Origin of the sequence: Acidaminococcus hominis (assembly GCF_900291475.1) — a bacterium.
Classification (GTDB): Bacteria; Bacillota; Negativicutes; order Acidaminococcales; family Acidaminococcaceae; genus Acidaminococcus; species Acidaminococcus hominis.
Map to the genome: position 1 here is coordinate 198,720 of NZ_OLMM01000001.1, position 26,564 is coordinate 225,283.

Genomic DNA, 26,564 nt, shown 5'->3' on the forward strand with positions numbered 1-26,564 from the left:
AGTTTTTGCAAAAAACTGTAGTCCATCCTCCGTTTTCTTCAACGCCACCGGTAATTGCCTCATCTGTTTGTCGATTTCACGAAAAAAATCATTCCTCCTGAGGCTCAGTGCTTCTGGAGGAATGATTTTTACTTTCTTTCACATTTACAGTCTCCGTGTAATGCTGGCATTAAACACCAGGCCTCTCTGTTTCCCGGCCCAGCCAGTAAGCCGCAGGTCTGCGCCCCAGGGATTTTCCTTGGTAGCATCGCTCTTCCAGCCCAGTTCCAGCATAGCGCTGGAGCCTTTACTCTCAGGCGACGGGGTACTGAAGCCATCATAGGTGGCTCTGGTGGTGCTGTCAAATTCGTAATCCCAGCCGAGACCGGCATAGTAGGACTGATTTTCTTTGTAGTTATGGGTCCACCGGGCACCCAGTCTGGTGCGGTAGGAATCGGCGGCATCCAGGTTGTAGTCCGCCGTGCCCAAGGCGCTGTGGAGGGTTACATCGTCACTGGTGAGGTGCGTATAGTTGAACCGGCCGTATACATCCACGCTATCCTTGTCGCTTTCCTGATAGATCCGGCCCAGGCCTAGGCTGGCACCGGCATACCGGGCATGGGTGTCGTACGTTGTATAGTACCCTTCCAGGGCACCCCGGAAATCCCCATCCATCACGCCGGCCCGGAAACTGCCCTCATAATATACACCGTTATTCAGGTCCCGACGCAAGAGCAGACCAACGCCGCCGTAGTGCTGGGTGCCGTCCCCCCGGCTGCCGTTATCCAGGTGGCTGGTATAATTGCCTTTGCCGTATTCCGCAAAGGGCATGATGGTATCCACGGAGTTGGCATTCGGGATTCTCCTCACCAGGCCCAGGTTCCCGGCGTAGCCGTTGCTGTCCACGTAGGAGCCGGTATCGTAGCGCATATTCTGCCCGCCAATGGTCACGTAAGGCGTAAAGGTCTTCTGGCTTTCGCTGTTTTGACTGGCCTGGGAGGCTGCCATAAAGCCCGCATCCATTGCGGTATCCGCCCCCGCCCCAATGAAGTTCAGGGCTGCGGCGTTACCTTCGGCAATCAGTTTGGTATCAGGAGACAGGGTGGAAGCGGAACGATCCAGCACTTTCAGGATAATGGTATTCTTGTCTTTCTGCTGTACTTCCACCGGAGTGCTGACAAACCCGGCGTTCAGAATCCTGTCTTTGCCAGGCAGGACGCCCAGGGAAGCGCCATCCGTGCTAAGTCCATTGGCATCGTACAGGAGATTCACTTCGTCCCCGTAGGTGAGTTTGGCGGTTTCCTCTACACCGCCCAAAATCGCAGCGCCAGCAAGATTGGCGTCACCGGTCACCGTCAGCATTGTGTCACCGGCAACTGCATTCTTAGGTACGTAGAAATTGAGCTTTTGGAAGTGGTCCAAATTACCCACGCTATTACCATTGGAGTAGACGTTCAGCGTGTTGCCGGTGCTTTCAGTCTTGCCTATGCCGCCGTAGAGGTTCAGTCCAGTTTCCACTAAGGGCGCATATAGATTGACCGTGTTGTTATCAGCCGCCGCGGAAGCAGATTTACCGGCGATGATGCTGTCCGTGACGGTGCCGCCGTAGTAGTTCACCGTGTTGCCGTTAGCATCGCTTTGGGAAACGTCAGGGTCTGTAATCGTTGCAGAAACGTCGGCCAGAGTGGTGATGGCATCAGTTAAAGAGTTCTGCAGGTCGCTGCCCGTACCCAGGACGCCTGTGGCGCCGCCATAGACGTTAGCAACTGTGCCACCGGCCAGGTTGACCGTATTTCCGATAGCCTTGCCGTAGCCGGAGACGCCGCCGTAGAGGCTGGCTGCCTGCGAGTCTGCTCCTATGGTTACAGTGTTACCCGCTGCTGTGCCGCGGAGGGCCAGGCCGCCGATGACGTTATCCGTTACCTTGGTTTTCGCCAGAGTGACCGTATTTCCTTGGGCTGTGTCAGAATGGGTCCGGTTAAAGGTGATGTCGGAGCTCGTGAGAGCATCATCCAAGGTGGTGTTAACCACGGCTGCACCGCCGAGGACGGAGGAGGTAATGGTACTGCCGGTGAGGCTGACCTTGTTGTTATTGGCCGTGCCGACAGCAGCCAGGGTGACGGTCGGCGCGCTTACCGTTTCTGCCGTACTTGCTGTACTTACTGCTGCTTCCTCGTCCGTTACGCCTATGGCACTCAGGTTGAGTTCCGCTTCGCCGCCTACGACGTAGCCAGACTGATAGTTAGACAGGGAGACGGTGTTGTCGTTACTGGCAGCAGTATCGGTATAGAAGCGGGCGTCTGCAGCCGTGGTGGGAATCCCGATGGTAATCACATCGCCGGACCAGCCGCCATAGACGCCATCTACGATGGATATAGTCGGCGTGGCGACGTCACCTTGCAGAGTGACTGTATTGCCCAAGGCATTCTGCTGAATTTGCGCTGTCGTCCTATAGCTGGGAACGAAAGGGGAATCAACATGCGGATTGTCTCCCTGAATTATAGCCCAACCACCATAGATGGTGCTGTTGCCTTCTTCGGAAAAACCGTAGACATTCTCCAAAGCTACGGTATTGTTATTACAGTTCTGCGAAAGTGCACCTGCCGTATCTAAAGCGAAGTCAACAAATGTATCTGCATAGCCGCCGACGACAGATCCCAGGATTGCCACATTTTTTACGCTAACCTTGTTGTCATTGGCATTACCGCCTTCGGTATAGCCGCCTTCTATATTTCTGGTATACTCATGCGTACTGCCAGAATAAGTTGAAAATCCGCCTAGAGACCAATTAGCCTGCGCGTCCGTACCGGTACCGAGAATTTTCCCTGTCACGGAGACTTGGTTGTTGTTGGCATCGCCATAGACCGTATAACCGCCGGCAATTTCGCCGGACTTATTCTGCGTATCCAGCTGATAGGTAATGGTGACCGTATTATTGTTAGCATTGGAGGGTTTCATGATGGCGGCCATTTCTTCCATTGTTAGCGTCGTATCAAGCGCACCGCTCCAAAAAACATCCATACCCTCGACTTCTCCGCCGTAGACTACGCTTCCAGCAGCTGTATTCACTAAGGTCACGGTGTTCCCATTGGCCTCGCCTTGGAAGGGACTTGGTGCCAATAGTTTATAATCATCGTATTGATCAAGAGCCGACCCACCGTAGACACCGTATTTCACTTGGGAATTTTCCAGGTAAACGGTATTTTCATCGGCAGTCAGGAGGGTCAGTTTATCCGGATTTGTCGCATACGAATTAGTGCCATAGTCTTCCATGATCCAGTTGTGGCCGCCATAGATATCCCAGGTTATGGTGGAATTTGTAATTTTCACTGTGTTTGCGTCTGTATGCATGATGAGTTGGGGAGAAATGGTAATGAGGTCCGTATCAAATTCATCGCTAGTAAAAAGATTGCCTTCTGCCATGCCGCCACTAATACTGTCCACCGTGCTGTCAGCCACAGTGACCGTGTTACCACTGGCCTGTGCGGTCAAGGTCACAGGCACGGTTACGTTTGAGGCAGTCTCTGCAGCCGATGATAATTCTGTATCGCTTGCGGCATAGCCGCCATAAATATCCCCTTCCTCTGCATTCGAGCCGCTTACAGAAACGGTATTGTTGTCTGCAGTATAGGAAACGGCGTAGGTCTGGGACAGGTCATTGAGCGTAAGCTGATTGTAATCTAGCAGCTTATCCGGCAACGCATTGATGCCAGAAACGCCACCGTAGATGCTATCCAGTGCTGCTCCGGTCAGGTTCTCCAGTTTGACAGCATTGTTATTGGCTTCTCCGTAGCTGCTAAAGCCGCCCGTAATGTCGCCATAGGCACCTCTGGAAGTACCTCCGGCTGCTGTTTGGGTAATGGTCACACTATTATGATTGGCACTCATACCGGAAGTCGCCTCAGAAGCCAAGGCGGCACCGCCCGTAACATTCAGCTTGAGAGGACTATTCTGTTGACTAGTATAGACGCCATCATACGTCCCCGTAATCACAGCGTCCGTAATAGAAACGGTATTGCCAGCAGCCGTTAACGCACCGGCACCGCCGACGAGACTGGCAGAAACTTGCCAGTTTTTTTTGCAGCTCTCGCTTATCTTCTGTATTTTTCTCATCCACCGCTTGCTGCGGGTTATTCACGAGTGTTATAGGAGTGTTGTTCAGAGTAACGTTGTTGTCTATGGCGGCACCTTGACTGGAAATACCGCCGGCAAGGCTGTAATGAATGTCACTATCTTGGTAATGGTAACCCAGCTTCACAGTAATGGCTGCCTGGTCCGTCAGGGAGAGCGTATTACCAGTGGCTGCTGTCGCAGCTTCGGTTACATACCCAGCCGCCACAAGACCGGGAATATCCTGTTCTCCACCAGCGGGAGTGCTAGAGGTTACCTCAAGCGTCAGGCTCGTTCCTTCGCCGTATAAGGAAAGCGCCGTATGAGAAGGGTTCTGTGTATAGGTCGTCCCGTACAGAGCCTTAGTAGACAGAGTTAATCCCGTTGGTGTATTAGCCGCCGGCGTTAGGACCTTCGTCGCCGGGTCTAGGGTCCCAATAGTAATACCGGCTGCCAGCGCAGGGTGAAAGCCTGCCCCCGCAGCAAAAACCGCAGCCATAATGGAAGCATAAAACCATTTATTTTCTCTCCCCATGATGTAATCCCCCTTAGGTATAACCTGTTTCTAGAATTATTACACAATACTATTATAGCAGAGTACAACTGGATTTTACATAAAATTGCGATTTTTCTTCGTCAAGAGAACAGAAATTCAGCTTTCCTGCAAGCCGGTAAGAAGTTACCTTAGCCCACCCTCCCCTGCACGCAAAAACGCCCCCACCGGATCCGGTAGATCCAGTAGGAGCGTTCTTTCTTATTTCTCTTATTTGCCTTGTTCCATAATCTGTTTGGCAGCAGCCATGATGGCAATGCGGCCGTGTTCAAAAGTCAGGCCGCCCTGCATGAATACCCGGAAGGGGTCCCGCAGAGGAGCATCGGCACTGAGCTCAATGGATGCGCCCTGCACAAAGGTACCGGCGGCCATGATGATTTCGTCCTGGTAGCCCGGCAGATGGGAAGGCACCGGGGTCACGTGGGCGTTTACCGGGGAATGGGCCTGGATGGCTTCGCAGAAGGCACACAGGTTTTCCCGGTTGTTCAGCACGATGGTTTGGATAATGTCGCTGCGCACGTCCTCAGGGGACGGAGACACAGAAAAGCCCAGGGACTGGAACACGGAGGCTGCGAAAATGGAGGTCTTCACGGCCTGGAGTACCACATGGGGTGCCAAAAACAGGCCCTGGTACATTTCCCGGGCAGTATCCCCCAGGGTAGCGCCCATTTCGCCGCCCAGGCCCGGAGCAGTCAGCCGGTAGGAAGCCTGTTCTACCAGATCCGCCCGGCCGGCAATATAGCCGCCGGTGGGAGCCAGGCCGCCGCCCAGGTTCTTGATCAGGGAGCCGGCCACCAGGTCCGCCCCCACTTCCGTCGGTTCCTGCTTTTCGATGAATTCCCCGTAGCAGTTGTCCACAAAGCAGATGATGTCCGGCCGCACAGCCTTCACGGCCTTAAAGATTTCCCCGATTTTGGCCACGGTCAGGGTCTTTCTCTTGCTGCTGTAGCCGCAGGAGCGCTGCACGTGAACCATTCGGGTCTTGGGACTCAGGGCCTTGAGCAGGGCGGGAATGTCCGGGGTATCCCCTGCCATGGGAATTTCCTTGTAAATGACCCCCAGATCCGTTAGGGAGCCAGGAGTTTTCACCGGGCTGCCGATAATGGTCTGCATGGTGTCATAGGGTTCGCCGGTGGCGGCAATCAGCTCATCTCCCGGATGGAGATTGCCCAAAAGGGCCACCGCCAGGGCATGGGTGCCGGAAACAAACTGGGAACGGACCAGCGCCGCTTCCGTCTTGAAGATATCCGCATAAATCAGGTCCAGCTGGTCCCGTCCCGTATCGGAATAGGCATAGCCGTTGCTGGGCAGCATATAGTAATCTGCTACCTGATGGGCTGCAAAGGCGTCCAGCACCTTTTTGGTGTTGTAGACTGCCGCTTCCTCATGTTCCTTGGTTTGACGGGCCACGCATTCCAGGGCCTGCTGCTCAATTTTATCCCATTCAATCATTTTTACAGTGAAACCTCCTCTAGTATATACGGCTCAACCAGGGATTTTTTATCCTTGGCCAGCCGGATTTTCAGCATTACGCCCTTTTCCCCGTACTCCTCGCTGAGCACCGTAGCTTCCTCGTGAAGCTGGGCCGCCAGCTTGGTCTTATCGTAGGGGATGCAAAGGGACAGCTCCAGCACGTCCTTGCCCAGGGCTTTGGCAATGGCCTGGAGCAGCTCAGGAATGCCCTCGCCGGTCTTGGCAGACACACACAGGGTATTTTCCTGGGCCGAAAGCCGGTGCACCAGACCTTCCTGGTGTTCCAGCTTGTCAATCTTGTTGTACACCTTCAGCATGGGCTTATCGGTAACGCCCAGCTCCTGGAGTACCTGGTACACGGCTTCCTCCTGCTCGTTGGCCATTTCGTGGCTGCAATCAATCACATGGAGCAGCAGGTCCGCGTCCTTTACCACCTCCAGGGTGGATTTAAAGGCCGCTACCAGTTGGTGGGGCAGCCGCTGGATAAAGCCAACGGTGTCCGTAATAGTACAGAAGCCCTGGTCCGGCAGTTCCAGCTGCCGGGTGGTGGGGTCCAGGGTAGCAAACAGCTGATCCTGGGCATAGATGTCCGAATGGGTCAAGGTATTTAGCAGGGTGGATTTTCCTGCGTTGGTATACCCCACCAGGGACACCTGGGCCACCTCGTTCTTGTTCCGGGCCCGCTGCTGCAGGTCCCGGGAACTTTTCATTTTCTTGATCTGGTCTTCCAGGAAGGAAATCCGGTCACGAATCCGCCGCCGGTCCACTTCCAGCTTGGTTTCGCCGGGACCCCGTGTACCAATGCCGCCGCCCAGCCGGGAAAGGCTGGTGCCCTGCCCCATGATTCTGGGCAGCATATACTTTAACTGGGCCAGCTCAACCTGGAGCTTCCCTTCACTGGTCCGGGCGCGCCCCGCAAAGATATCCAGAATCAGGCCCGTCCGGTCGATGATCCGCACGCCAATAGCCTGCTCCAGATTCCGCTGCTGGGCCGGGGACAGCTCGTCGTCAAAGATGCACAGGTCCACTTCTTCCTGCTGGGCAAACAGCGACAGTTCCTGGACCTTCCCTTTGCCGATAAAGAATACCGGGTCCGGTTTGGGCCGGGACTGGACAAACTTGCCCACCACTTCGGCGCCGGCCGTTTCCGCCAGCTGTCCCAGTTCCTGAATGGAATCCTCCGCCGTCCAGCGGGCATGGGGGTCCCCCCAGTTCAGGGAAACCAGCATGGCCCGTTCCGGACCGCTGGCCAGGCTGTGGCCCCGGGTCTTTTTTCCAAGAATCCGTTCGATCATATGGATCATATTCCCAAAGGGAATCCGGGCTGCATTCTTGGCCGTAAAGGGGCCAAATTCCTCCACAACGGGGTTTTGGTCGTCATCCAGGTCCGTAATCATTCCAAAGGACAACAGGGGGTCCTGGGACAGATCTTCCCACGCCATAGCCGCCATAGCATCAAAGCGCAAGTCCTTCAGGGCAGAAATATCCACCCCGCTGAGTTTGGCTGCACCTTCCGGGTGGGTATGGATGCAGGTAATGCCGCACAGCCGGAATTGGCTCCGGCGGCTGTCGATGGCCGGCAGCTCCACGTGGGAATCGGAACCCACCGCTACCGCTGTCACCACCCCCTTCCGGTCCAGATATACGGAGATTTCCCGCTTGATCTGGTCCGACAGGTCACGCAAAACAAGGGCCAACTCCTGACTGATCAGTTGGCCCTGCCCTGCTTGCAGCTCATAGATTGCTTCTAATTGGGTGAGGACCTGTTTTTTCAGGCCCTCCGTCCGTCCATAGATTTCATGAGTCATACAATTATCCTCTTGCTTTTGCCGGCTCCATGTTCACCTTGTAGCCACGGATGGTGTTCCGGTGCATAACGGCCAGAACCTTTTCCGCATATTCCATGGGAACCTCAACAAAGCTGAACTTGTCGTAAATGCTGATCCGGCCAATGCTGTGAGCCGGAATTTCCGCTTCGATGGCAATACTTTGGACAATATCCCGCACCGTTACCCGGGAGCTCTTGCCGATATTCACAAACAGGCGCACCATGCCAGGTTTTGCGCCGGTGTTGCTGAGGCCCGCAGGACCCACCTGTTCTTCCGGTTCTTCCAGGGCTTTGGCGCCTTCCTGCATGAACTTCAGGGCAGCAGCTGCAATATCCTGGGTATCGTAGTCCTTTTCCAGGGCTTCCACGATGGGCAGGTATTCATGGAACCGATCCTGTTCCAGAATGCTCTGCATCTTGGAAACGATCTGCTCTCTTTGTCTTTCCAGCACGCTGGCATCGGTAGGCAGGGTGCCGCGGATAATCTTGGTCTTGATGCTCCGTTCAATCAGCTTCAGCTGTCTGAATTCCCGAGGCGTGATGAAGGTCAGGGCAACACCGGTGTTGCCGGCACGGCCCGTACGGCCAATGCGGTGCACGTAGCTTTCCGGATCCTGGGGAATATCGAAGTTCACCACGTGGGTGATGTTGTCGATGTCCAGGCCTCTGGCTGCCACGTCGGTAGCTACCAGGATGTCCACCTGGCCCTGACGGAATTTCTTCATAACTCGGTCACGCTGATTCTGGCTCAGGTCGCCGTGCAGCCCTTCAGCTTCGTAGCCCCGGGTAGCCAGGGCAATAACCAGCTCGTCCACACCCTTCTTGGTGCGGCAGAAAATAATCATCCGGCAGTCGTCGGTGGTGTCCAGAATGCGGCACAGACCGTCCACCTTATCCCGGGTTTCGTAGTAGTATTGGTCAATAGTGGGAGCCGTAACGACTTCCTTATGGATGGCCACCAGTTTGGGAGCTCTCATGTACTTCTTGCTGATGCTCAGAATGGGCCGGGGCATGGTAGCAGAGAACAGCATGGTCTGGCGTTCCGTGGGAACGTTTTTGATGATTTCTTCCATATCATCTACAAAGCCCATATCCAGCATTTCATCGGCTTCGTCCAATACCAGGAATTTCACATGGTCCAGGCTGATGGTCTGACGGCGAATATGGTCCAGCAGACGGCCCGGCGTACCAATGACTACCTGGATGCCGTTGCGCAGGCTGCGGATCTGACGATCGATGGGCTGGCCGCCGTACACCGGCAGTACCCGTACCCGTTTGGTCCGGCCAATCTTGGTGATTTCGTCAGCTACCTGGATGCACAATTCCCGGGTAGGGGACATTACCAGGGCTTGGACGTGGCGGTTCTTTTCGTCCAGGTTTTGGATAATGGGAATCCCAAAGGCAGCCGTCTTACCAGTACCTGTCTGGGCTTGGCCAATCAGGTCCTCCCCTTCCAAAGCCAGGGGAATAGCACCCTTCTGAATGGGGGAAGGTTCTTCAAAGCCCATATCCTTCAGGGCGTTGATGATTTTACGGTCCAAATGCAGGTCTTCAAAAGACGTGATTTCTTCTGCAGGGGTAATGGTGGTGGTGTTATTTTGCATTTCGTTGTTTTCGGTCATAATATCTCCTAATTATAAATCTTTCACCCGGTCCATTGCGAGGGACAGGGCATTCATGGCACTTCGTAATTTAATGGTTGTTCTGGCCGCTTTAAAACGGCATTCCTGCACTTGGGTTCCATTCTTGTCGGACACCCCTACATAGACCAGGCCCACCGGCTTTTCCGGTGTACCCCCGCCCGGCCCAGCGATTCCAGTAATGCTGACCCCCAGGTCCGTGCCCATAAGGCGGCGGATCCCTTCAGCCATTTCCCGGCAGGTTTCTTCGCTAACGGCAGTATAGCGCTCCAAAGTATCCTGGGAAACTCCCAGTACCTGATGCTTTACCTGATTGGTATAAGAAACTACCGAACCCATCAGGTATTCGGAGCTTCCCGGTATGTCGGTGACCATGCTGGAGGCAAGGCCGCCGGTACAAGATTCGGCAAAGGAAATGGTCAGCCCTTTGGCTTTCAGCTGCTTTCCCAATGCCTCTGGCAGGGTTTCGTAATCCACCCCGTAAATATAGTCTCCCAGTACGCCCCGGATCTGCTGCTCTGTGGCCAGATTCATGGCCTGCGCCTTTTCCAGGGTGTCGCTTTTGGCGGTAATCCGGATGATGATCTCACCCTTCCGGGCATAGATGGCGATGGTGGGGTTGGTCTGGGCCATTACAATGGCATCCAGTTCCTGGGCCACCTTGGATTCCGTCAGTCCCCGCAGGTGCAGCACCCGGGAGTGGATGATGCCCTGGTCCTTGTAGCTTTGCCGCAGATACGGCATCACTTCGTGGGAAAAAACGTAGCTGGTCTCCGCCGGAGGTCCCGGCAGCATAATAATCAGTTTGTGGTCCGGAGTCCAGACACCAATACCGGGAGCCGTGCCCACCTGGTTGTCAAAAACGATGCCTCCCTGAGGAATCATGGCCTGTTTCTTGTTGTTGTCCGTCATTTCCACATGGCGGGCGGCAAAATGCTTTCTCAGCTTTTCCAGCCACACTTCACTGGGTTCCAGGGGCAGCCCCAGATATTGGGCCACCATTTCCTTGGTAATGTCCCCCCGGGTAGGTCCCAGACCGCCGGTGGTAATGATGATATCCACCCGTTTCAGGGCCGCGCCCAACACTTCCAACAGCCGGTCGCCGTTATCCCCGATGGTGGTTTGGTACAACACATTAAAGCCTGCATCATTGAGCATCCGGGACAGGTATTGGAAGTTGGTGTTGACAATATCTCCCAATAGCAGCTCCGTCCCCGTATTGATGACTTCTACGTTCACAAGGAATCACTCCTTTACGATCTGTCCTACAGCCTCATAGGTGAAGCCCTGACTGATCCGTACTTTTACAAAATCCCCAATTTTCAGATCCCCAGCGTCTTCCACATAAATCTTCCCGTCAATATCCGGGGCTTCCGCATAAGAGCGGCCCACCGCCAGATTGGGATCTTCCTCGTCCTTGCCTTCAATTAATACTTCCAAAACCCGGCCTTCCCGGTCCTGCTGGATCTCCTCGGAAATTTCCGCCTGGAGCGCCATCAATTCATGGTACCGGTCCTGCTTCACGTCTTCGGGAATCTGGTTTTCCATTTCCCCGGCTTCCGTTCCCTCTTCCTGGGAATAGGTGAACACCCCGGCGCACTGGAACCGTTCCTTTTTCACAAAGTCCAGCAGTTCGGCAAACTGTTCCTCTGTTTCCCCAGGGAAGCCCACGATGAACGTGGTGCGCAGGCAAATATCCGGAATCCGCCGACGCAGCTTGGCCAGCAGTTCTTCCACCTGCTCCCGGGTATCCCGGCGGCGCATAGTTTTCAGAAGGCTGTTGCTGGCGTGCTGCAGCGGCAGGTCCACATAGTTGCAGACCTTGTCGCAGGTGGCCATGGTTTCAATCAGCTCGTCCGTAAAGGAATCGGGGTAGCAGTACAGCACCCGGATCCAGCGCAGGTCGGGAATCTCATTGAGGGCCTTCAGCAGTTCGGACAGGCGCAGCTTGTGGTACAGGTCAATGCCGTATTGGGTAGTATCCTGGGCCACCACAATCAGCTCCCGCACCCCCTGCTCCACCAAGCTCCGGGCTTCGTCCAACACTTCCTCAAAAGGACGGCTCCGGTAAGGTCCCCGGATTTTCGGAATGGCGCAGTAGGAACAACGGTTGTTGCAGCCTTCGGCAATCTTCAGATATGCAGTGTACTTGGGCGTAGCCAGTACCCGCTTGGTCTTTTGGGTATAGACCTTGGGGGGCTTTACCAGCACAAACCGTTCCCCGGCCTGTACCCGGTCAATGACGGAACCTATCTGTTCGTAGCATTCCGTACCGATAATGGCGTCCACTTCCGGCAGGTCCTTGAACAGGTCGTCGGCATAGCGCTGACCCAGGCAGCCCGTCACAATCAGCTTCCGGGCCGCATCTTCCTTCTTGTATTCCGCCATTTGCAGGATTGTATTGATGGATTCCGTCTTGGCGCTCTCAATAAAACCACAGGTATTGACAATAATCACATCCGGTTGGGAAGGATCGTTGGTGATTTTCCAATTTCTTTCCTGGATCAGGCCCATCATCACTTCAGAATCTACCAGATTCTTGGGACAGCCCAGGCTGACAACTCCGATTTCCAAACTGCTGCTCCTCTCTCTTTCTTACCGCATCAGGCCTTAGTTGGCCCGGAACGTCTTATTGGCAACGCCCCACTCTTTTTCACCGTAGGGAACCACCTTGCCGTTGACCTTGATTTCCACATCCCGGATACTGCCCAGGTTCAGGGAAACTTCCTTATCCCCCTTGTAGGTACGGGTAGAGCCCGCAGGAATGGTGGCAGCTTCTACCACTTTTCCGTCCACATGGGTCTGGGTCCAAACCGGCTTCTTATAGGTGATTTCAACCGTTACCTTATTGCCCAAGCCCAGGGTTTTCTGGGTGGGTTTGGGTTCTTCTTTCTTTTCTTCCTTTTTCGGTTCTTCCTGCTTGGCTTCCGGTGCCTTCTGGGTGGAATGGTCGGATTTAACCCCATCCGTCAGGTTGGTGGCAGGCTGCAGGTCCGGCGTGGTTTTCCCGCCGAAAATAAAGTAGGCCATAACCATAGCAAAAATGGCCAGGCATACCCCAAAGACCGTAGCAAAGACCTTAAAACTGAAACCAGGGCCCCGGGAAGGTTCTTCGGCTACTACGCCGCCGTCCTCCTCCGGTACGGTTTCATACAGATTTTCATCAATAAATTCCCGGATTTTGTCCATCATCAGGTGGAACTTATCCTGGATTGCCGCCCAAACGGCTGCCGCCTTGACCTGGGCCTTGCCCAAAGCGTCCGAGGCAGAGCTAGGATCACTGGGGCTGCTGACCGCTGCTTCTTCGCTGGCAGTACCGGCGGTGGCGTCTATAGCTGCTGCTTCAGCGACTTTTGTGCCTGCTGCACCAGCTTCAGTACTGGCAGCAGCGCCTGCTGCGGTACCCATTGCCGCACCTGCCAGGGCAGTAGTACCCGCAGCCGTTTCCTTCTGCTGGTCAGCCTCAGCCTCCGGTTTTGCTTCAGCAGGCTCCTCCGCCGCAGCAGGTTCTGCCGCCTTTTTGGCAGCTTCTTCCTGGGCAGCGGCTTCCTTGTCCGCCTTAATGGCTTCTTCCAGCTCTACCGCTGCAATAGCCCCCAGGCCAGCACCGGCTTCCGCCGGCTTAGCGGTTTTTACGTCCGTTTCCGGACTAGTTTCCTCTGCCGGGTTTTCCACCGCCGGAGCGGCAGCCGTTTCCTTTGCGGGTTCAGCCGCCTTCACAGGCTGATTTTTCCGCAGGGGGAACATATCCCGGGAAATCACAATGGTATCGGAAGAACGGGGCAGCTCCGGCTTGACCGGAATCTCCACCTTTTCTTCCTCCCCCATCACCAGTTTGGGATCCAGCCCCAGCCGGTAGGCCTCTACAATCCGGTTGCCATCCAGGCCCAGATAATTCCCATAGTTGCGCAAAAAGCCGCGGATAAATACATCTCCGGGAATCTTGTTGAATTCCCCTTCTTCCAAAGCGGACAAATAGGGTTCCCGGATGCCGGTATGTTCGGCAATATCCTCCAAGGAGAGTTTTTTCTCTTCTCTTTTTTGCCTTAAGTAGGCTCCAATTTTGCTTTTCATAATAGGTTGGCCTCTTTCTTAGACGTTTTGGTAAAGAATCTTTCTTCGATTGCCGTCGGACTCATAATGAGCGCTCTCGGCTTGCTGCCATCCGCCGGACCAACAATGCCCTTTTCTTCCATGGCATCTACCAGCCGTGCCGCCCGGGTATACCCGATGCGGAACTTCCGCTGGAGCATGGAGGACGAAGCCTGATGGGTGGACATAACCAGCCGCACAGCATCTTCAAACAGTTCATCTTCAGCATCTTCATCACCGGAATTACCGGCGTTCTTTTTATCTCCAGCCAATTCCTGGGTAGTTACTTCCTGCGCAAAGGCAGGCGGAATGGCTTGGGCTTTGATAAAGTCGACGATGCGGTTCAGCTCATCATCCGTAATAAAGGCTCCCTGTACCCGGAGAGGCTTGTTGGCCCCTGTAGGGAAGAACAGCATATCCCCCCGGCCCAGCAGCTTTTCAGCCCCGCTGGCGTCCAGGATGGTACGGCTGTCGATTTGGGAGGAAACCGCAAAGGCAATCCGGGAAGGAATATTGGCCTTGATGGTACCGGTCAGCACGTCCACGGAAGGTCTCTGGGTGGCCAGGATCAGATGGATGCCTGCCGCCCGGGCCTTTTGGGCCAGACGCAAAATGGCATCTTCCACATCCACCGCTGCCACCATCATCAGATCGGACAACTCGTCAATGATAATTACAATAAAAGGAAGCTTCTCCCCAGGTTCTGCAATGGCATTGTAGTCATCGATTTTCCGGACCTGGGTTTTGGCAAACAGACTGTAGCGCCGTTCCATTTCCACCACCGCCCAGTGCAGGGCAGAAGCGGCCTGCTTAGGACCGGTCACCACAGGGGTAAGCAAATGGGGAATCCCGTTGTAGTTGGTCAGTTCCACTACCTTGGGATCCACCAGGATCAGTTTAACTTCTTCGGGCTTGCACCGATACAGCAGCCCGGCAATAATGGTGTTGATGCAGACGGATTTACCAGAACCCGTAGAGCCTGCAATCAGCAGGTGGGGCATACGGCTCAGGTCCGCCACCACCACGTGGCCGGAAATATCCTTACCCAGTCCAATGCACAGCTTACCCTTGGCGTTTTTCACCTCGGGACAGTCCACAATGGACCGGAAGGTTACCGGTTCCACCGTCTGGGAGGGGACTTCAATACCGATAGCGGCCTTCCCGGGAATGGGTTCAATCCGGATGCTGGACACAGCCAGCTTCAGGGCAATATCGTCCGCCAGGTTCTGAATCTTGGTGACCTTCACCCCGGGGGCCGGTTCCAGTTCATACCGGGTGACCGAAGGTCCCTTGGTCACGTTCACCAGGGCGGCATTCACCCCAAAGTCGTGGAGCGTCTGCTCAATGGTCCCACCCTGGGTCTCGATTTCCTGCTGGAAATTCCGCTTGTTCACGGGCTTTTCCTTGTTCAGCAAATCCAGGGGCGGGAAGGTGTAGTTGCTTTCTTCCCCGCTGTCCCCGTCCTTTTCCGGCACCGTAAACTCGCCGGAGTCTTCCGGTTCGCCGCCAAAGGGTTCAGAAGCCTGCGCAAAAGCCGGTTCCGGCAAAGGGGACGCAGCCACCTGCTCCCTCTGGAACTTCAGGAGAGGACCGCTGCTGGCCTTTTTCAGCCGTTCAGCAAAGGTCAGTTTGGGCTCCTCCGCAGGTTTTTCTTCCTGGCGTCCCGGGAACAGAGGCAGTTCTTTCCCGTCCTCTTCCTGGTTATAGAAAGAAGAATGCTTGTTTTCCCGGCGCCGTTCCCGCATTTCCTCCCATTTCTGGGCGGCAGTTTCGGCTCCTTCGGCAGCCATGGTGCCCGCCGTTTTTAGCGGCTTGCTCAGGGAGAACTTCCCGGTGAGGACCAAAGCCGTCAGGGCACTGGCACTCAAGAGAATCACCGTACCCACCCGGCCCAATATTTTCGTAAAAACAAACACGATGGCGCCTCCCAAGAGGCCGCCACCGGTCATAAGATACTCAGGAATCAGTTCCGAGCCCTCCGGTGTGTGGTACACATGCCATAGGGATAGGATAGAAATAAGAAACAGCAGAAGGGTGAAGAATTTCCGGGAAAACCGCAGGTGTTCATGGTTGATGATAAACGCCAGGCCCATAACACCCACATACAGGGGGAAAAGGAAGCTGCCCACACCCAGGGCATATACCAGGACCTTCAGCAGATAAGCCCCCAGGCTGCCGATATTCAGACCTGCCAGCCCCGCCGCCAAAAAGACGGCAAAGGCTGCCAGCAGAATCCCCAGCACTTCCCGATTGATGGTAAAATCAAATTTCGTTTGTTTTTTTCTCCCGTGTTTTCCTTTATTCTCCACGCTTCTACCTTCCTGAAGATTTGTTTTGAATTAGTTAAGACTTAGATTTCCATAATCAAAGGCAGGATCATCGGACGTCTTCTGGTCTTTTCGAACAGATACTTGCCCAAGGAATCCCGTACCGCCGATTTCAGGGCGGACCATTCGGTGATGTTGTTTTCCCGGCACTTGTCCAGGGTACTCAGCACTCTGTCCCGTGCGCCTTCCATCAGTTCCTCAGATTCCCGTACATACACAAAGCCTCTGGAAACAATATCCGGGCCGGCAGCAATCCGGTAGTTGCTGTGGTCAATGGTAACCACCACAATCAGGATGCCGTCCTGGGACAGCTGGCGGCGGTCACGGAGAACCACGTTGCCTACGTCACCTACACCCAGACCATCAATCAATACCTTGCCGGCAGTTACCTTCCCGCTGATTCCGATGGAATTGGGGGTTACGTCAACTACGGAGCCGTTTTCGGCAATGACGATGTTTTCCTTAGGCATACCCAGCTGCATGGCCAGTTTCTTATGCTTTACCAGATGGCGGTATTCGCCATGGACGGGCATAAAGAACTTGGGCCGGATCAGCCGGTGCATCAATTTGATTTCTTCCTGGCTGGCGTGGCCGGACACGTGAATGCCCTGCTCCTTGCCATAAACCACCTCAGCACCCTGTTTGTACAGGTTGTCGATGGTCCGGGCTACGCCCTTTTCGTTGCCGGGAATAGGCGTTGCGGAAATGATGACCGTATCCCCCGGCATAATGGAGACTTTCCGGTGGTCGCTGTTGCTCATCCGGGTCAGGGCACTCATCGGTTCACCCTGACTGCCCGTGGTGATAATAGCAATCTGACGGGGAGCGTAGTTTTTCGCTTCGTCAATGTCGATCAGCACGCCGGCCGGTACGTTTAGATATCCCATTTCAATGGAGATATTCACTACGTTGACCATGCTGCGGCCGATTACAGCGACTTTCCGGCGGGTCATGACAGCTGCGTCAACGACCTGCTGGATCCGGTGTACGTTGGAAGAGAAGGTGGCAACAATGACCCGGTTCTTGGCCAGTCTGAACTGTTCATCCAGGGTCTTGCCCACGCTTTTTTCGCTGGGCGTATAGCCCGTGCGTTCAATATTGGTGGAATCGGACAGCAGCAGCAGTACGCCCTTATTGCCGATTTCCGCCAGTTTTGCATAGTCAGCCACCTGACCGTCCACAGGGGTCTGGTCGAACTTGTAGTCGCCAGTGTGAACAATCACGCCGATAGGCGTATGAATGGCCAGACATACGGCATCAGGAATACTGTGGTTTACCCGGATGAATTCCACCCGGAAGGCGCCGGCCCGTACGGAGTTGCCCGGCTTTACCACCTTGCATTTGCTGTCGCTGACACCATTTTCCTTCAGACGGCCGGCCAGGATTCCCAGGGTCAGGGGAGTTCCGTAGACGGGCACGCTGAAGTCCTTCATAATATACGGCAGAGCGCCGATGTGATCTTCGTGACCGTGGGTCAGGAAAATGGCCTTGAACTTGTCCTTGTTTTCCTGCAGGTAAGTGGTATCGGGAATTACCAGATCAATGCCCAGCATATCGTCATCGGGGAATGCCAAACCAGCATCCACCAAAATCATATCATTGCCGTACTGAAATGCGGTCATATTCTTGCCAATCTCTCCCAGACCGCCCAAGGGGATAATGCTTAACTTCTTTTGTTGTCCTTTATTCAAAAAGACACCTCCTTATTTATTTTACATATAGAAATACTGGAGTATATTTTCGTCCATACTCCAACAAACGAAACTATTTGATTCTCTTCCCGTATTCCCTACGATTCCGAACATTTGGCCCTTTTTCGAAACCGATAGGTCTAGTCTCTTGTTGTTCATTATACAGTGTTGGAGCCCGTTTTGCAAATTACTTTTCCTGAACGTTGGATTATTGTTTGGCTTCGGTTTCCGTCAGGAACTGCTCTGCTCCCGGTGTCAGGGGAATTTCCGTATTCTGTAAAATATTTTCTAGGGACCGTTCCGGCAGATACGGGAACTGCTGGCGCAGCTCATTCCAGTGGTCGTACAGGGTTTCCGCCAATTTGTGGGCGTTTTCCTTGCTGGTACCATCGGTGGTCACCAAAAGGCATTCCACCGCCACCGTAGGACAGGCTTCTGTCTGGTTAGCGTACGTTCCCGCAGGAATCACCAGTTCCTGATAAAAATCGTACTTCCGCAACAATTCTTCTGCGGCCTGGCCCGCTATCGGTACAAATACCAGCCGCCGCTGCCGGGACAATTCCTGAAGGGCCGGCGTAGGCAGCACCGACGTAACAAACGCCGCATCTACCGTGCCTTCCTTCAGCGCCCGCAGGGTATCCGCTACAGATAGATATTGGATATTCAGGTCATCATAGGTAATGCCTGCAGCAGCCAGTACCTGTTGGGCGTTGCTTTCCATGCCGGAGCCAGCTGCTCCTACGGACACCGTTTTCCCCTTCAGGTCGGACAGTTTGCGGATTCCCGTCACATCGTAGGTGATAATCTGCACCGGCTCCACAAACAGGGTGCCGATGGCCTGGAGATTGCTCATTTTCCGGTTCTGGTAGGATTCCGTCCCGGTATGGGCCCCGTAGGCCGCATCACCCTGCACCAGGGCCAGCTCTGCCCGTTTCTGCCGCAGCAGCTCAATATTGGCTGCAGAACCATTGGTTTCTACAGTCTTAACGGCAGCGCCCTTCATGTTCTGGTTCAGCAGGGGCGTCAAAACATCCCCCAGCCCCGCATAGGCACCGCCGCTTTGGCCGGTGGCCAGACGCATGGTCTTGTTCTGCATTTTATCCCTGCTCTGGCTGCTGCCGGCACAGCCGCCTAAAAGCAGCAGGCACAGCAAGAGACAAAATACGCTAAACTTTTTCATGGGTCCAAACCTCCGGATTCCTTCATTCAATTAGTAGCTGATTATTTGCCGTACTGGCGTTGAAAATAGGCCATGGTTTTGGCCAGGCCCTGTTCAAGAGGGGTAAACTCCGTCATGTTGAGTTTTTCTACAATGGCCTGGTGGGACAATACGGAAGCATAAATATCTCCCGGCCGTACGGGTCCGTAGTTTACCTGGAGCTTCTTGCCGGTAACCTTTTCCAGGGCTGCAATCAACTGGTTCAGGCTGACCTCCTGGTTGGTGGAAACGTTAAAGGTACCAGAGCCTTCATAGCCCACTCCCAGTACAATGGCCCGGGCAATATCCCCGGCGTACACAAAGTCCCGGGTCTGGTTCCCGTCCCCAAAAATGGAAACCGCTTCCTGTTTGGCAATCTTTTGGGCGAAGATGCTGATGACGCCGCCTTCGCCAGTTTCACCCTGCCGCTCCCCGTATACATTGGCAAAGCGGAAGATGATGCCTTTGAGGCCAAAAGCCTTTTCGTACAGCCGGATGTACTGCTCCCCAGCCGCCTTGGTGAGCCCATAGAAGGACGTGGGAGCCGGAGCTTCCGTTTCCTTCAGGGGCAGGTTCTGGTTATCCCCGTAAATGGCTGCGCTGGAGGAGAAAATAATCTTCTTCACGCCGCTTTTCCGGCAGCCTTCCAAAAGATGCACCATCCCGGAAATATTAATGGCTTCGTCCAGATCCGGATGGGCCATGGAAAAGGGCACCATGGTCTGGGCCGCCAGATGGATTACCACATCAAACTGCTGTTTCTGGAGAAAGGCTTCAAGTTCTGGGCTGCGGATGTCCAGGACTTCCAAGGGCACGGCAGCGGGAACGTTTTCCTTTTTACCAGTGGACAGATTGTCCAGCACGCATACCTTTTCATACCCCTGCTTCAGCAGCAAGGCAACCACATGGGAGCCAATAAACCCTGCTCCGCCAGTAACCAGAATATTTGTCATGAATCCAGGTTCCTCCTATTGCGAATTTGCGTCAAAATATCCACGCCGAAGTAACGGATGGTGAGCACAGCCCCAATGCTGAAGGGAATGTATTCACAGAAGAAACGCCACAGTACGGCCAGCACCCCGGAGACGCCCGGAGGCAAAATGGGATTAAACAGTACCAAAAAGCCGCCTTCTGCCACGCCGGAACCCCCAGGAGTAGGCGTAAAGTACAGAATCAGGTTGATCAGGCACATCCGGCCCATAATTACGGACAGAGGAATGTGAATGCCAAAGGCCCGGATGAACACCGGTACTACGGAATAAATGAACAGCAAACTCAGACCAGACTCAATAAAGGCCCGGAAAACCTGGAGCGGATGCTGCTGCATCATGAAAATAGCCTGTTGGAAATCCCGGTAGCCCAGGAAAATTGCTTCCTGCACCCGGGTTGAAAACCGTTTGGAGAAACGCACCAGCCAGTGCTCAATCTTGCCCGTTACCACCAGATGCCACAAAAGCCCAGGAGTCAGGATAAAGAACGCACAGACCAGGGCAATTACACTGTTGGGCATCCAGCCAACCAGTTCCGGGTCCAAATAAAACACAATAGGGACCATCAGAAACAGGAACAAAATGGACATTACCGTACGCACAATGATAATCAGCGTGGACTTGGCCACGGGAACCCCAGCCCGTTTCATAAACAGCAGCATGGCAATCCCGCCGCCCCCCTGGCCAGGAGTCAACAGGGCCAGGAAATAGTTGGCGAATACAGCATTGTACACATGGGTATAATCCATTTTCTCGCCCGAAATCTTGGTCAGCGTAATCAGCCGGCTGGCATCGAAGAACAGGCCGATGGACAGGACCAACAAAGCAAGAATGGCATAATAAAATTTAAAGGTGGAAAGATACCGCAGCGCCGAAACATCAAAAGTAAAGTAGATAACCCCAGCCGAAACCAGGACCACTACCACAAACAGAATGCACAGCACGCGAAAAACAGTTTTATTCATTGTACGAAAACCTGCCATTATCTGTATTTAGGGGAAATCCCCTATTTTTGTCATGTTCATTGATTCATCTCTTTATTATACCATAGCTATAGCAGCCAAATGAGAAACAATCGTAAATTTGTTGTCACAACGGAAAATATTTCTATATTTCCGGCAAATATCAAAAGGACGCCCAGCTGTTTGCACACACTTGGCCTCTTTTCTCTTCTCGTTTGCAGGGCATCAAACCTTCCCCACGTCTATTTTCCCAGCACTTCCTTGGCATTGGCAAAATGCAGCTTGGCAAATTCTCCCAGCCGCTCTGCCCCAAACTTTTCCAGCAGTTTCTTTCCCGCTCTGGTAGCCTGGGCACCGCCGCCCTTGGGCAGGGCAAAGCCCGCCGCTTCCGACAGCTGCTGCATCACCTGGACAAACTGGTCCCGGGCCAAAATGGACGCCGCAGCCACCGCCATGTCCTGCTCTCCCCTGGGCTGCTGATACACCGTCAGTCCCGGGAACGCCCCTTCCAGGTCCCGGGTAATGGTATTAACCCGGGTGAACTGGTCCACCAGGGCGAAATGACAGTCCGGGCACTCCTTGAGCACCTTGGCCAGTGCCGTCACGTGCCCGTGGGCCAGCAAATGGTTCAGATTCTGCTTTTGGGCTTTCAACTCTGCATACCGCTGGTTATAGAACTTGGGCCGCAGGGTCAGTACAGAGTACCCTGCCGCATGCTCCCGGATTTTTTCTGCCAGCGTGTGGATTTTGTCGTCCGTCAGGGTCTTGCTGTCCCGAATCCCCCACTCCAGAAACTGCCTGGCGGTTTCTTCCCGCACAGCCACAGCCGCCACTACTAAAGGGCCCAAAAAATCCCCCTTGCCCGACTCGTCGCTGCCGGCCCAATAGCCATCAAAGCCCGGCTTGCCAGCCAGGAGGGTCAGGGTTTCTTCCCGCAGACCGCCCAGTACCGCTTCTTTTGTAGTAGAGCCAACGCTTTTGGGCGTCACCGCATACCCCGACAGGCAGTCCTCACAAACCTGCCGCAGAGGGGACTCCTTGCCGCCCCAGACGATTTTGAGCCCTTTCTTTCCATTATAAAAAGCTACGGTGACAGCCACGCCTTCCTGCTCTATGCGCAGCTGCTGACCGTAGTTGATTTCCTTCTGCTGGACAGGCTCAGCCGTTACCTGCTGCAGTTTTTTCTTCTTGTCTGCCACATAACGGGCAAATTCTTCCGGTGCCATGCACACTCTCCTTATCTGCCCGGTTCCAGGCTTACGGCACAGCCTCGGTCTCCACCTCAATAACAGGTTCCAGATCATCCTCCGCCGCAGGCTTTTCACTATTTTCCGGGTTATCTTCCGGCCGCACCGTCAGGCTGCGCACGGAAACATCAATATTTTTTACCGGCATGGAGGTCATACCCTCCACTTTCAGCTTAATCTTATTCTGCAAGGTTTTCACCACTTCAAAAAGCGGCGCACCAAAGAACAGAATCAGTTCCAAATAGATGGTCATGCCCTTGCTGGTATCCGAAGGGCGGCGCACCTTAATAGACGTGATTCGGTCCACATCTCTGTTCTTTTTTACCACAATCTTCACAATGTCGATGACCACATAGTCCGACACGGAAATCTTCCCATAGTAGCTGAAGGCCGGACGCACAATGGACTTCTCTGCCAAATGGGGCTTATTGCTTTTGTTCCGGTTGAACAATCGGTGGGGCAAATCCACCAGTACCCCGGACAAATGGGGCTTGAGCTCAATGGTGGGCACAGGCACAATGTGCTTGCCCTCCTTCAGGCGCATTTCCCGGGCCTTTTTCATTTCCCGGCCTGTGGCAATGTCTTGGATATACACGTACTCCGCCGGTGCCGGAATAGCCAGACGCTTGCAGATGGTCCGCACCATCTTGTCCGAAGTGCCGATAACCAGCAGCGTATCTATATCGCTGGCCGTCAGGGCGTGTTTTACCTCGTCCCGGTGGTCATCTTCCATAAAGATGGCCCGTTTCACGGCCTGTACCTTATTCTGTTCCGTTTTGGCCGACTTGCCTGCCAAAATCTTGGTGCCTTCAATCAGCAGCCCATCATCGATGATGCCATTGCAGCCATGGTCGTGGGCTACCCCGATGGCCCGGTAGCTTTTCCCGGTACCGCTGGGGCCTACAAACGCAATCACTTTCATTTGCCGCACCCGCTTTATTTTAGTGGTTTTTGGCGTTAATTACGCCAGCAATATTTTCGTACTGAATGGGGAATTCTCCCAAACGATTGGGGAACCGGTCAGGATTCCCGTGCAGATCGCTGCCGCCGCTGGGCAAAAGACCCTGCTCCTTGGCAATGGACAGCCAATCGTGCTTTACCCGTTCCTTCAGGGTAGAAGGGTGCCAGACTTCCATCCCGTCAAAGGGCACTTCCGAAAGCAGCTGGAGCACCAGCTTCACATTCTTGATTTCCGCCGGATGGGCCAGCACTGCAATGCCCCCCGCTTCGTGAATCAGCTGTACAGCTTCCTTGGGGCTCATTTTCACCTGGCGGCAGTAGGCCGGCTTTCCCTCGGCAATCAGCGCATCAAACACCGCGCCCACCGTGGGAAACAGCCCTTTCTTGACCAGCACCCTGGCAATATGCGGCCGGCCCAGGCTCTTGGAGCCGGCAGCCTCGTCCCGCACCTCCGACAGGGTCAGGGGATAGCCCAGACTGTTGATTTTGTCTATGATCCGGCTGACCCGGTCAATCCGCCCCACCCGGTTCCAGGCCATGGCCTGAAGCAGAGGCTTATAGTCCGGGCGAAAATGGTAGCCCAGCACATGGACGTCCCGTCCATAATAATTGGTATCTATCTCCACTCCCCGGAGCAGTTCCAAGGTATAGCCTTTTTCCTGGATATAGGAATTAGCCGGCCCAAACGCCTGGATATTGTCATGGTCCGTAATGGCAATGGTGTGCGTTCCTGTTTCCACCGCCTGGTCCACAATCTCCTGGGGGGTATAAATTCCGTCTGAAAACGTTGTATGAATATGCAAATCAGCTAGCATAATAATTCTCCTCTTTGATTATGCCTCTATTATACCAGTTTGCAGCCGAAAAAGGTACCGTGGGAGCGGAAGACCTCCCTGCTCCATAAAGTACGGCCAGGCCCTATTCACGAAAAAAGCTTCAGGCAGCACGCTGCTTGAAGCTTTTTTCTGCATCCGAACCTTTTCCACACTTCCGTTCAGGACCCTTGCTAAGTCCGGGAACGGCCAAACTCCACCAGGAGGGCGATGCCCATCAGGCCTGCTGCGGCCATGGTCATCAGCGACCCGGTGATAAAACTCCGGTACAGGGCAAAGAAGAACACGATCAGCAAGGCTTTGCGAAAATCTAGCTGTAACAAATGTTTCATAAATTTTAGTCTCCTCTTTTAGCCAATGCATCCGATATCTTTTCTGTAACCATTTTCCTCTAAAAATGTCCGCTTGTCAAGAGTCCAATTACACGGTTTGCACGCCCAAAAGACCTGCCAGGGTTTCCCCCAGCAGGTCCGGGTACTGCATGTGGTTTTGGTCAAACGCAAACTTATGTGGTGCAGCCCTTGCTGTTACAGCAGGCCACTTTCTTTCCAGGCAGCCGTTACCTTGGCCCGTTCTGCGTCCGTCATCGGGCACAGGGGCAGGCGGTACGGACCGGCATTAAAGGGAGTCATTTTGGTAACCGCTTCCTTGATGGGAATGGGGTTGCTTACCAGGAACATGGATCTGGCCTGGGGAATCATCTTGGCATTCAAATCCCGGGCCTTTTGTACTTCGCCCTTTTCGTAGCTGGTCATCAGGTCCTGGAGCAGTTCTCCGCCTACGTTGCTGAGTACGGAGATGAGGCCCACAGCCCCTACGCTCATCAGCGGCAGGATTAAACCGTCATCACCGCTGTAGATGGAGAAATCTTCCGGAGCAATACGGTACAGTTCTGCCACCTGGCTGACATTGCCGGAAGCTTCCTTTACTGCCACAATGTTGGAGCATTCCCGGGCCAACCGGTTGATGGTCTCCGGCAGAATGTTGGTGCCGGTACGGCCGGGCACGTTGTAGATGATAATCGGCAGTTTGGTATGCTCTGCAATGGTCTTAAAATGCTGGTAAAAACCTTCCTGGGACGGTTTGTTGTAGTACGGTCCCACCACCAGCACCCCATCGGCGCCTACTTTTTCTGCCAGTTCGTTCATCTTCAGCACATCAGCCGTGTTGTTGGAGCCGGTGCCTACGATTACCGGAGCTTTATGGTTAATCTTGGCAATTACTTTGGTAAACAGTTCTTCCTTTTCTTCCACGGTCATGGTAGGGGCTTCGCCGCTGGTCCCAGAAACCAGGATTGCGTCAGAGCCATGTTCCACCAGCCAGGCAGCAAAGTCCGCTGTGCCGTCAGCATTCAGGGAGCCGTCTTCGTGAAAGAAGGTTACCATGGCCGTCATCAAACGACCAAAGTAGGGTTTTGTTCTAGTCATTCCGCTTCACCTTCCCGAGATTTAAAAGCCTTGTGCAGCGCATTCACAGCAGCATCCACTTGGTCGTCCTTGACAATGGCAGAAATGAGATTGTCAGAATCAGTGGTTTGCAGAATGGGAATCCCTGCATCCGTCAGGGCCAGGATGAACCGGGCCATGATGCCGGGAACCCCGCCCATGTGAGCGCCGACAACCGTTACTTTAGCACAATTTTCGGTTAATGTATAGTTGAAATGCAGGTCATCCAGCACCTTAGCCGCATCTTTGGCTACAGCACTGTAGGTGGCAAACATCAGGGAACTGGGCTGGAGGCTCATGGTGCCGATGCTGACCCCTCTGTGGGCCAGGGTATCGAACAGCTCACTGCCGTTGTGGGTGGCACCCGGTTCCAGTTCTACCTGAAAGAAGGACAGGCCGGTTTTGCTGGCCACGCCGGAAGCATGCTGGCCTTTTACATCGTCCTGCTGCTCCATATCCGGGTTGTTATCTTCTTCCTTGGTAATCAGCGTGCCCGGGGCATCAGAGAACGTGCTCTTGACTACCATGGGCACCCCGTAGCGCATGACGATTTCCACCGCTCTGGGGTGAATTACCTTGGCGCCCTGGTGGGCCATTTCCCGGATTTCATCGTAGGAAATTTGTTTGATAATCTTGGCATCTTTTACTACCCGGGGGTCAGCGGTCATAACGCCGTCCACATCGGTATAGATTTCCACCTTGTCAGCCTTCAGGGCTACCCCGAAAGCGGCTGCAGAGGTATCGCTGCCGCCCCGGCCCAGGGTGGTGATGTTCTTATGGTCTTCGGTTACCCCTTGGAACCCGCAGATAACCGGGATAATGCCCTGCTCAATCAGCTGCAGCAGGTGATCCGGTTCCACCTTACGGATTTTGGCGTTGCCGTATTCGTTATCGGTAATCATGCCTGCCTGGCCGCCAGTCAGGGCTTTGGACTTCAGGCCCGCTTCCTGCAAGGTAGCCGCCATGACTGCGGAGGAAATGATTTCCCCACAAGCCATGAGCAGATCCATTTCGTGATCCTCCGGAGAGGGGTTCACGGATTTCAGCATATTGATCAGCGTATCGGTGGCAAAGGGATCGCCCTTGCGGCCCATGGCAGATACCACTACCACAGGGGAATAGCCATTGCCGATAGCTTCCTTGACTTTGTTCACAACCAGCTCACGGGTGTGAGGAGATGCTACGGACGTTCCTCCGAATTTTTGTACAATGATTTTCATGTCTCTCAGACTCCTCT

The 26,564-nt window shown here is 54.2% G+C and carries 19 protein-coding genes; all 19 read right to left on the minus strand.

The window, feature by feature from the left end; translation table 11 throughout:
- Window positions 1-144: 144 nt before the first annotated feature.
- Window positions 145-3,867: an autotransporter outer membrane beta-barrel domain-containing protein gene (locus C7E10_RS00800; RefSeq protein ID WP_105325489.1), complete on the minus strand. Its 3,723-nt coding sequence runs from the start codon at window positions 3,865-3,867 to the stop codon at window positions 145-147.
- Between the two features lie 85 nt (window positions 3,868-3,952).
- The gene (locus tag C7E10_RS00805; RefSeq protein WP_105325490.1) at window positions 3,953-4,624 is read right to left on the minus strand and encodes a hypothetical protein; all 672 of its coding nucleotides are present in this window, start codon (window positions 4,622-4,624) and stop codon (window positions 3,953-3,955) included.
- 228 nt (window positions 4,625-4,852) lie between these two features.
- Window positions 4,853-6,094, minus strand: coding sequence for a methionine gamma-lyase family protein (locus C7E10_RS00810; RefSeq protein ID WP_105325491.1), 1,242 nt, complete (start codon window positions 6,092-6,094; stop codon window positions 4,853-4,855).
- Window positions 6,095-6,096: 2 nt separating this feature from the next.
- Window positions 6,097-7,923, minus strand: coding sequence for a GTPase HflX (gene hflX / locus C7E10_RS00815; protein ID WP_105325492.1), 1,827 nt, complete (start codon window positions 7,921-7,923; stop codon window positions 6,097-6,099).
- A 4-nt stretch (window positions 7,924-7,927) separates the two neighbouring features.
- Complete coding sequence (locus tag C7E10_RS00820) at window positions 7,928-9,547, minus strand: DEAD/DEAH box helicase (protein WP_420837390.1); 1,620 nt, start codon at window positions 9,545-9,547, stop codon at window positions 7,928-7,930.
- Between the two features lie 30 nt (window positions 9,548-9,577).
- Entirely contained in the window at window positions 9,578-10,822 is a 1,245-nt protein-coding gene (locus C7E10_RS00825) for a competence/damage-inducible protein A (RefSeq protein ID WP_105325494.1), read from the minus strand.
- 6 nt (window positions 10,823-10,828) lie between these two features.
- Window positions 10,829-12,157, minus strand: a complete 1,329-nt coding sequence (rimO, locus tag C7E10_RS00830; RefSeq protein ID WP_105325495.1) for a 30S ribosomal protein S12 methylthiotransferase RimO — start codon at window positions 12,155-12,157, stop codon at window positions 10,829-10,831.
- 36 nt (window positions 12,158-12,193) lie between these two features.
- Window positions 12,194-13,657, minus strand: coding sequence for a helix-turn-helix domain-containing protein (locus C7E10_RS00835; RefSeq protein WP_105325496.1), 1,464 nt, complete (start codon window positions 13,655-13,657; stop codon window positions 12,194-12,196).
- Entirely contained in the window at window positions 13,654-15,984 is a 2,331-nt protein-coding gene (locus C7E10_RS00840) for an FtsK/SpoIIIE family DNA translocase (protein WP_105325497.1), read from the minus strand. Before C7E10_RS00840 ends, C7E10_RS00835 begins: the two co-directional genes overlap by 4 nt.
- 41 nt (window positions 15,985-16,025) lie before the next feature.
- The gene (locus tag C7E10_RS00845; protein ID WP_105325498.1) at window positions 16,026-17,693 is read right to left on the minus strand and encodes a ribonuclease J; all 1,668 of its coding nucleotides are present in this window, start codon (window positions 17,691-17,693) and stop codon (window positions 16,026-16,028) included.
- A 208-nt stretch (window positions 17,694-17,901) separates the two neighbouring features.
- Window positions 17,902-18,873 carry a TAXI family TRAP transporter solute-binding subunit gene (locus C7E10_RS00850; RefSeq protein ID WP_105325499.1) on the minus strand — a complete coding sequence of 324 codons (972 nt, stop codon included), beginning with the start codon at window positions 18,871-18,873 and terminating at the stop codon, window positions 17,902-17,904.
- A gap of 41 nt (window positions 18,874-18,914) precedes the next feature.
- Window positions 18,915-19,844: an NAD-dependent epimerase/dehydratase family protein gene (locus tag C7E10_RS00855; RefSeq protein WP_105325500.1), complete on the minus strand. Its 930-nt coding sequence runs from the start codon at window positions 19,842-19,844 to the stop codon at window positions 18,915-18,917.
- Entirely contained in the window at window positions 19,841-20,845 is a 1,005-nt protein-coding gene (locus C7E10_RS00860; RefSeq protein WP_105325501.1) for a lysylphosphatidylglycerol synthase transmembrane domain-containing protein, read from the minus strand. Before C7E10_RS00860 ends, C7E10_RS00855 begins: the two co-directional genes overlap by 4 nt.
- A gap of 239 nt (window positions 20,846-21,084) precedes the next feature.
- The gene (rnhC, locus tag C7E10_RS00865; protein WP_158572330.1) at window positions 21,085-22,068 is read right to left on the minus strand and encodes a ribonuclease HIII; all 984 of its coding nucleotides are present in this window, start codon (window positions 22,066-22,068) and stop codon (window positions 21,085-21,087) included.
- Between the two features lie 31 nt (window positions 22,069-22,099).
- On the minus strand, window positions 22,100-23,011 hold the full coding sequence (locus C7E10_RS00870; protein ID WP_105325503.1) for an Asp23/Gls24 family envelope stress response protein: 912 nt from the start codon (window positions 23,009-23,011) through the stop codon (window positions 22,100-22,102).
- A gap of 19 nt (window positions 23,012-23,030) precedes the next feature.
- A complete protein-coding gene (locus tag C7E10_RS00875) occupies window positions 23,031-23,864 on the minus strand; it encodes a PHP domain-containing protein (protein ID WP_105325504.1) in 834 nt (277 codons plus the stop codon).
- A 191-nt stretch (window positions 23,865-24,055) separates the two neighbouring features.
- On the minus strand, window positions 24,056-24,214 hold the full coding sequence (locus C7E10_RS11980; protein WP_158572329.1) for a hypothetical protein: 159 nt from the start codon (window positions 24,212-24,214) through the stop codon (window positions 24,056-24,058).
- Window positions 24,215-24,409: 195 nt separating this feature from the next.
- A complete protein-coding gene (gene dapA, locus C7E10_RS00880; protein WP_105325505.1) occupies window positions 24,410-25,309 on the minus strand; it encodes a 4-hydroxy-tetrahydrodipicolinate synthase in 900 nt (299 codons plus the stop codon).
- Complete coding sequence (gene dapG, locus C7E10_RS00885) at window positions 25,306-26,547, minus strand: aspartate kinase (RefSeq protein WP_105325506.1); 1,242 nt, start codon at window positions 26,545-26,547, stop codon at window positions 25,306-25,308. Before dapG ends, dapA begins: the two co-directional genes overlap by 4 nt.
- Window positions 26,548-26,564 lie beyond the last annotated feature (17 nt).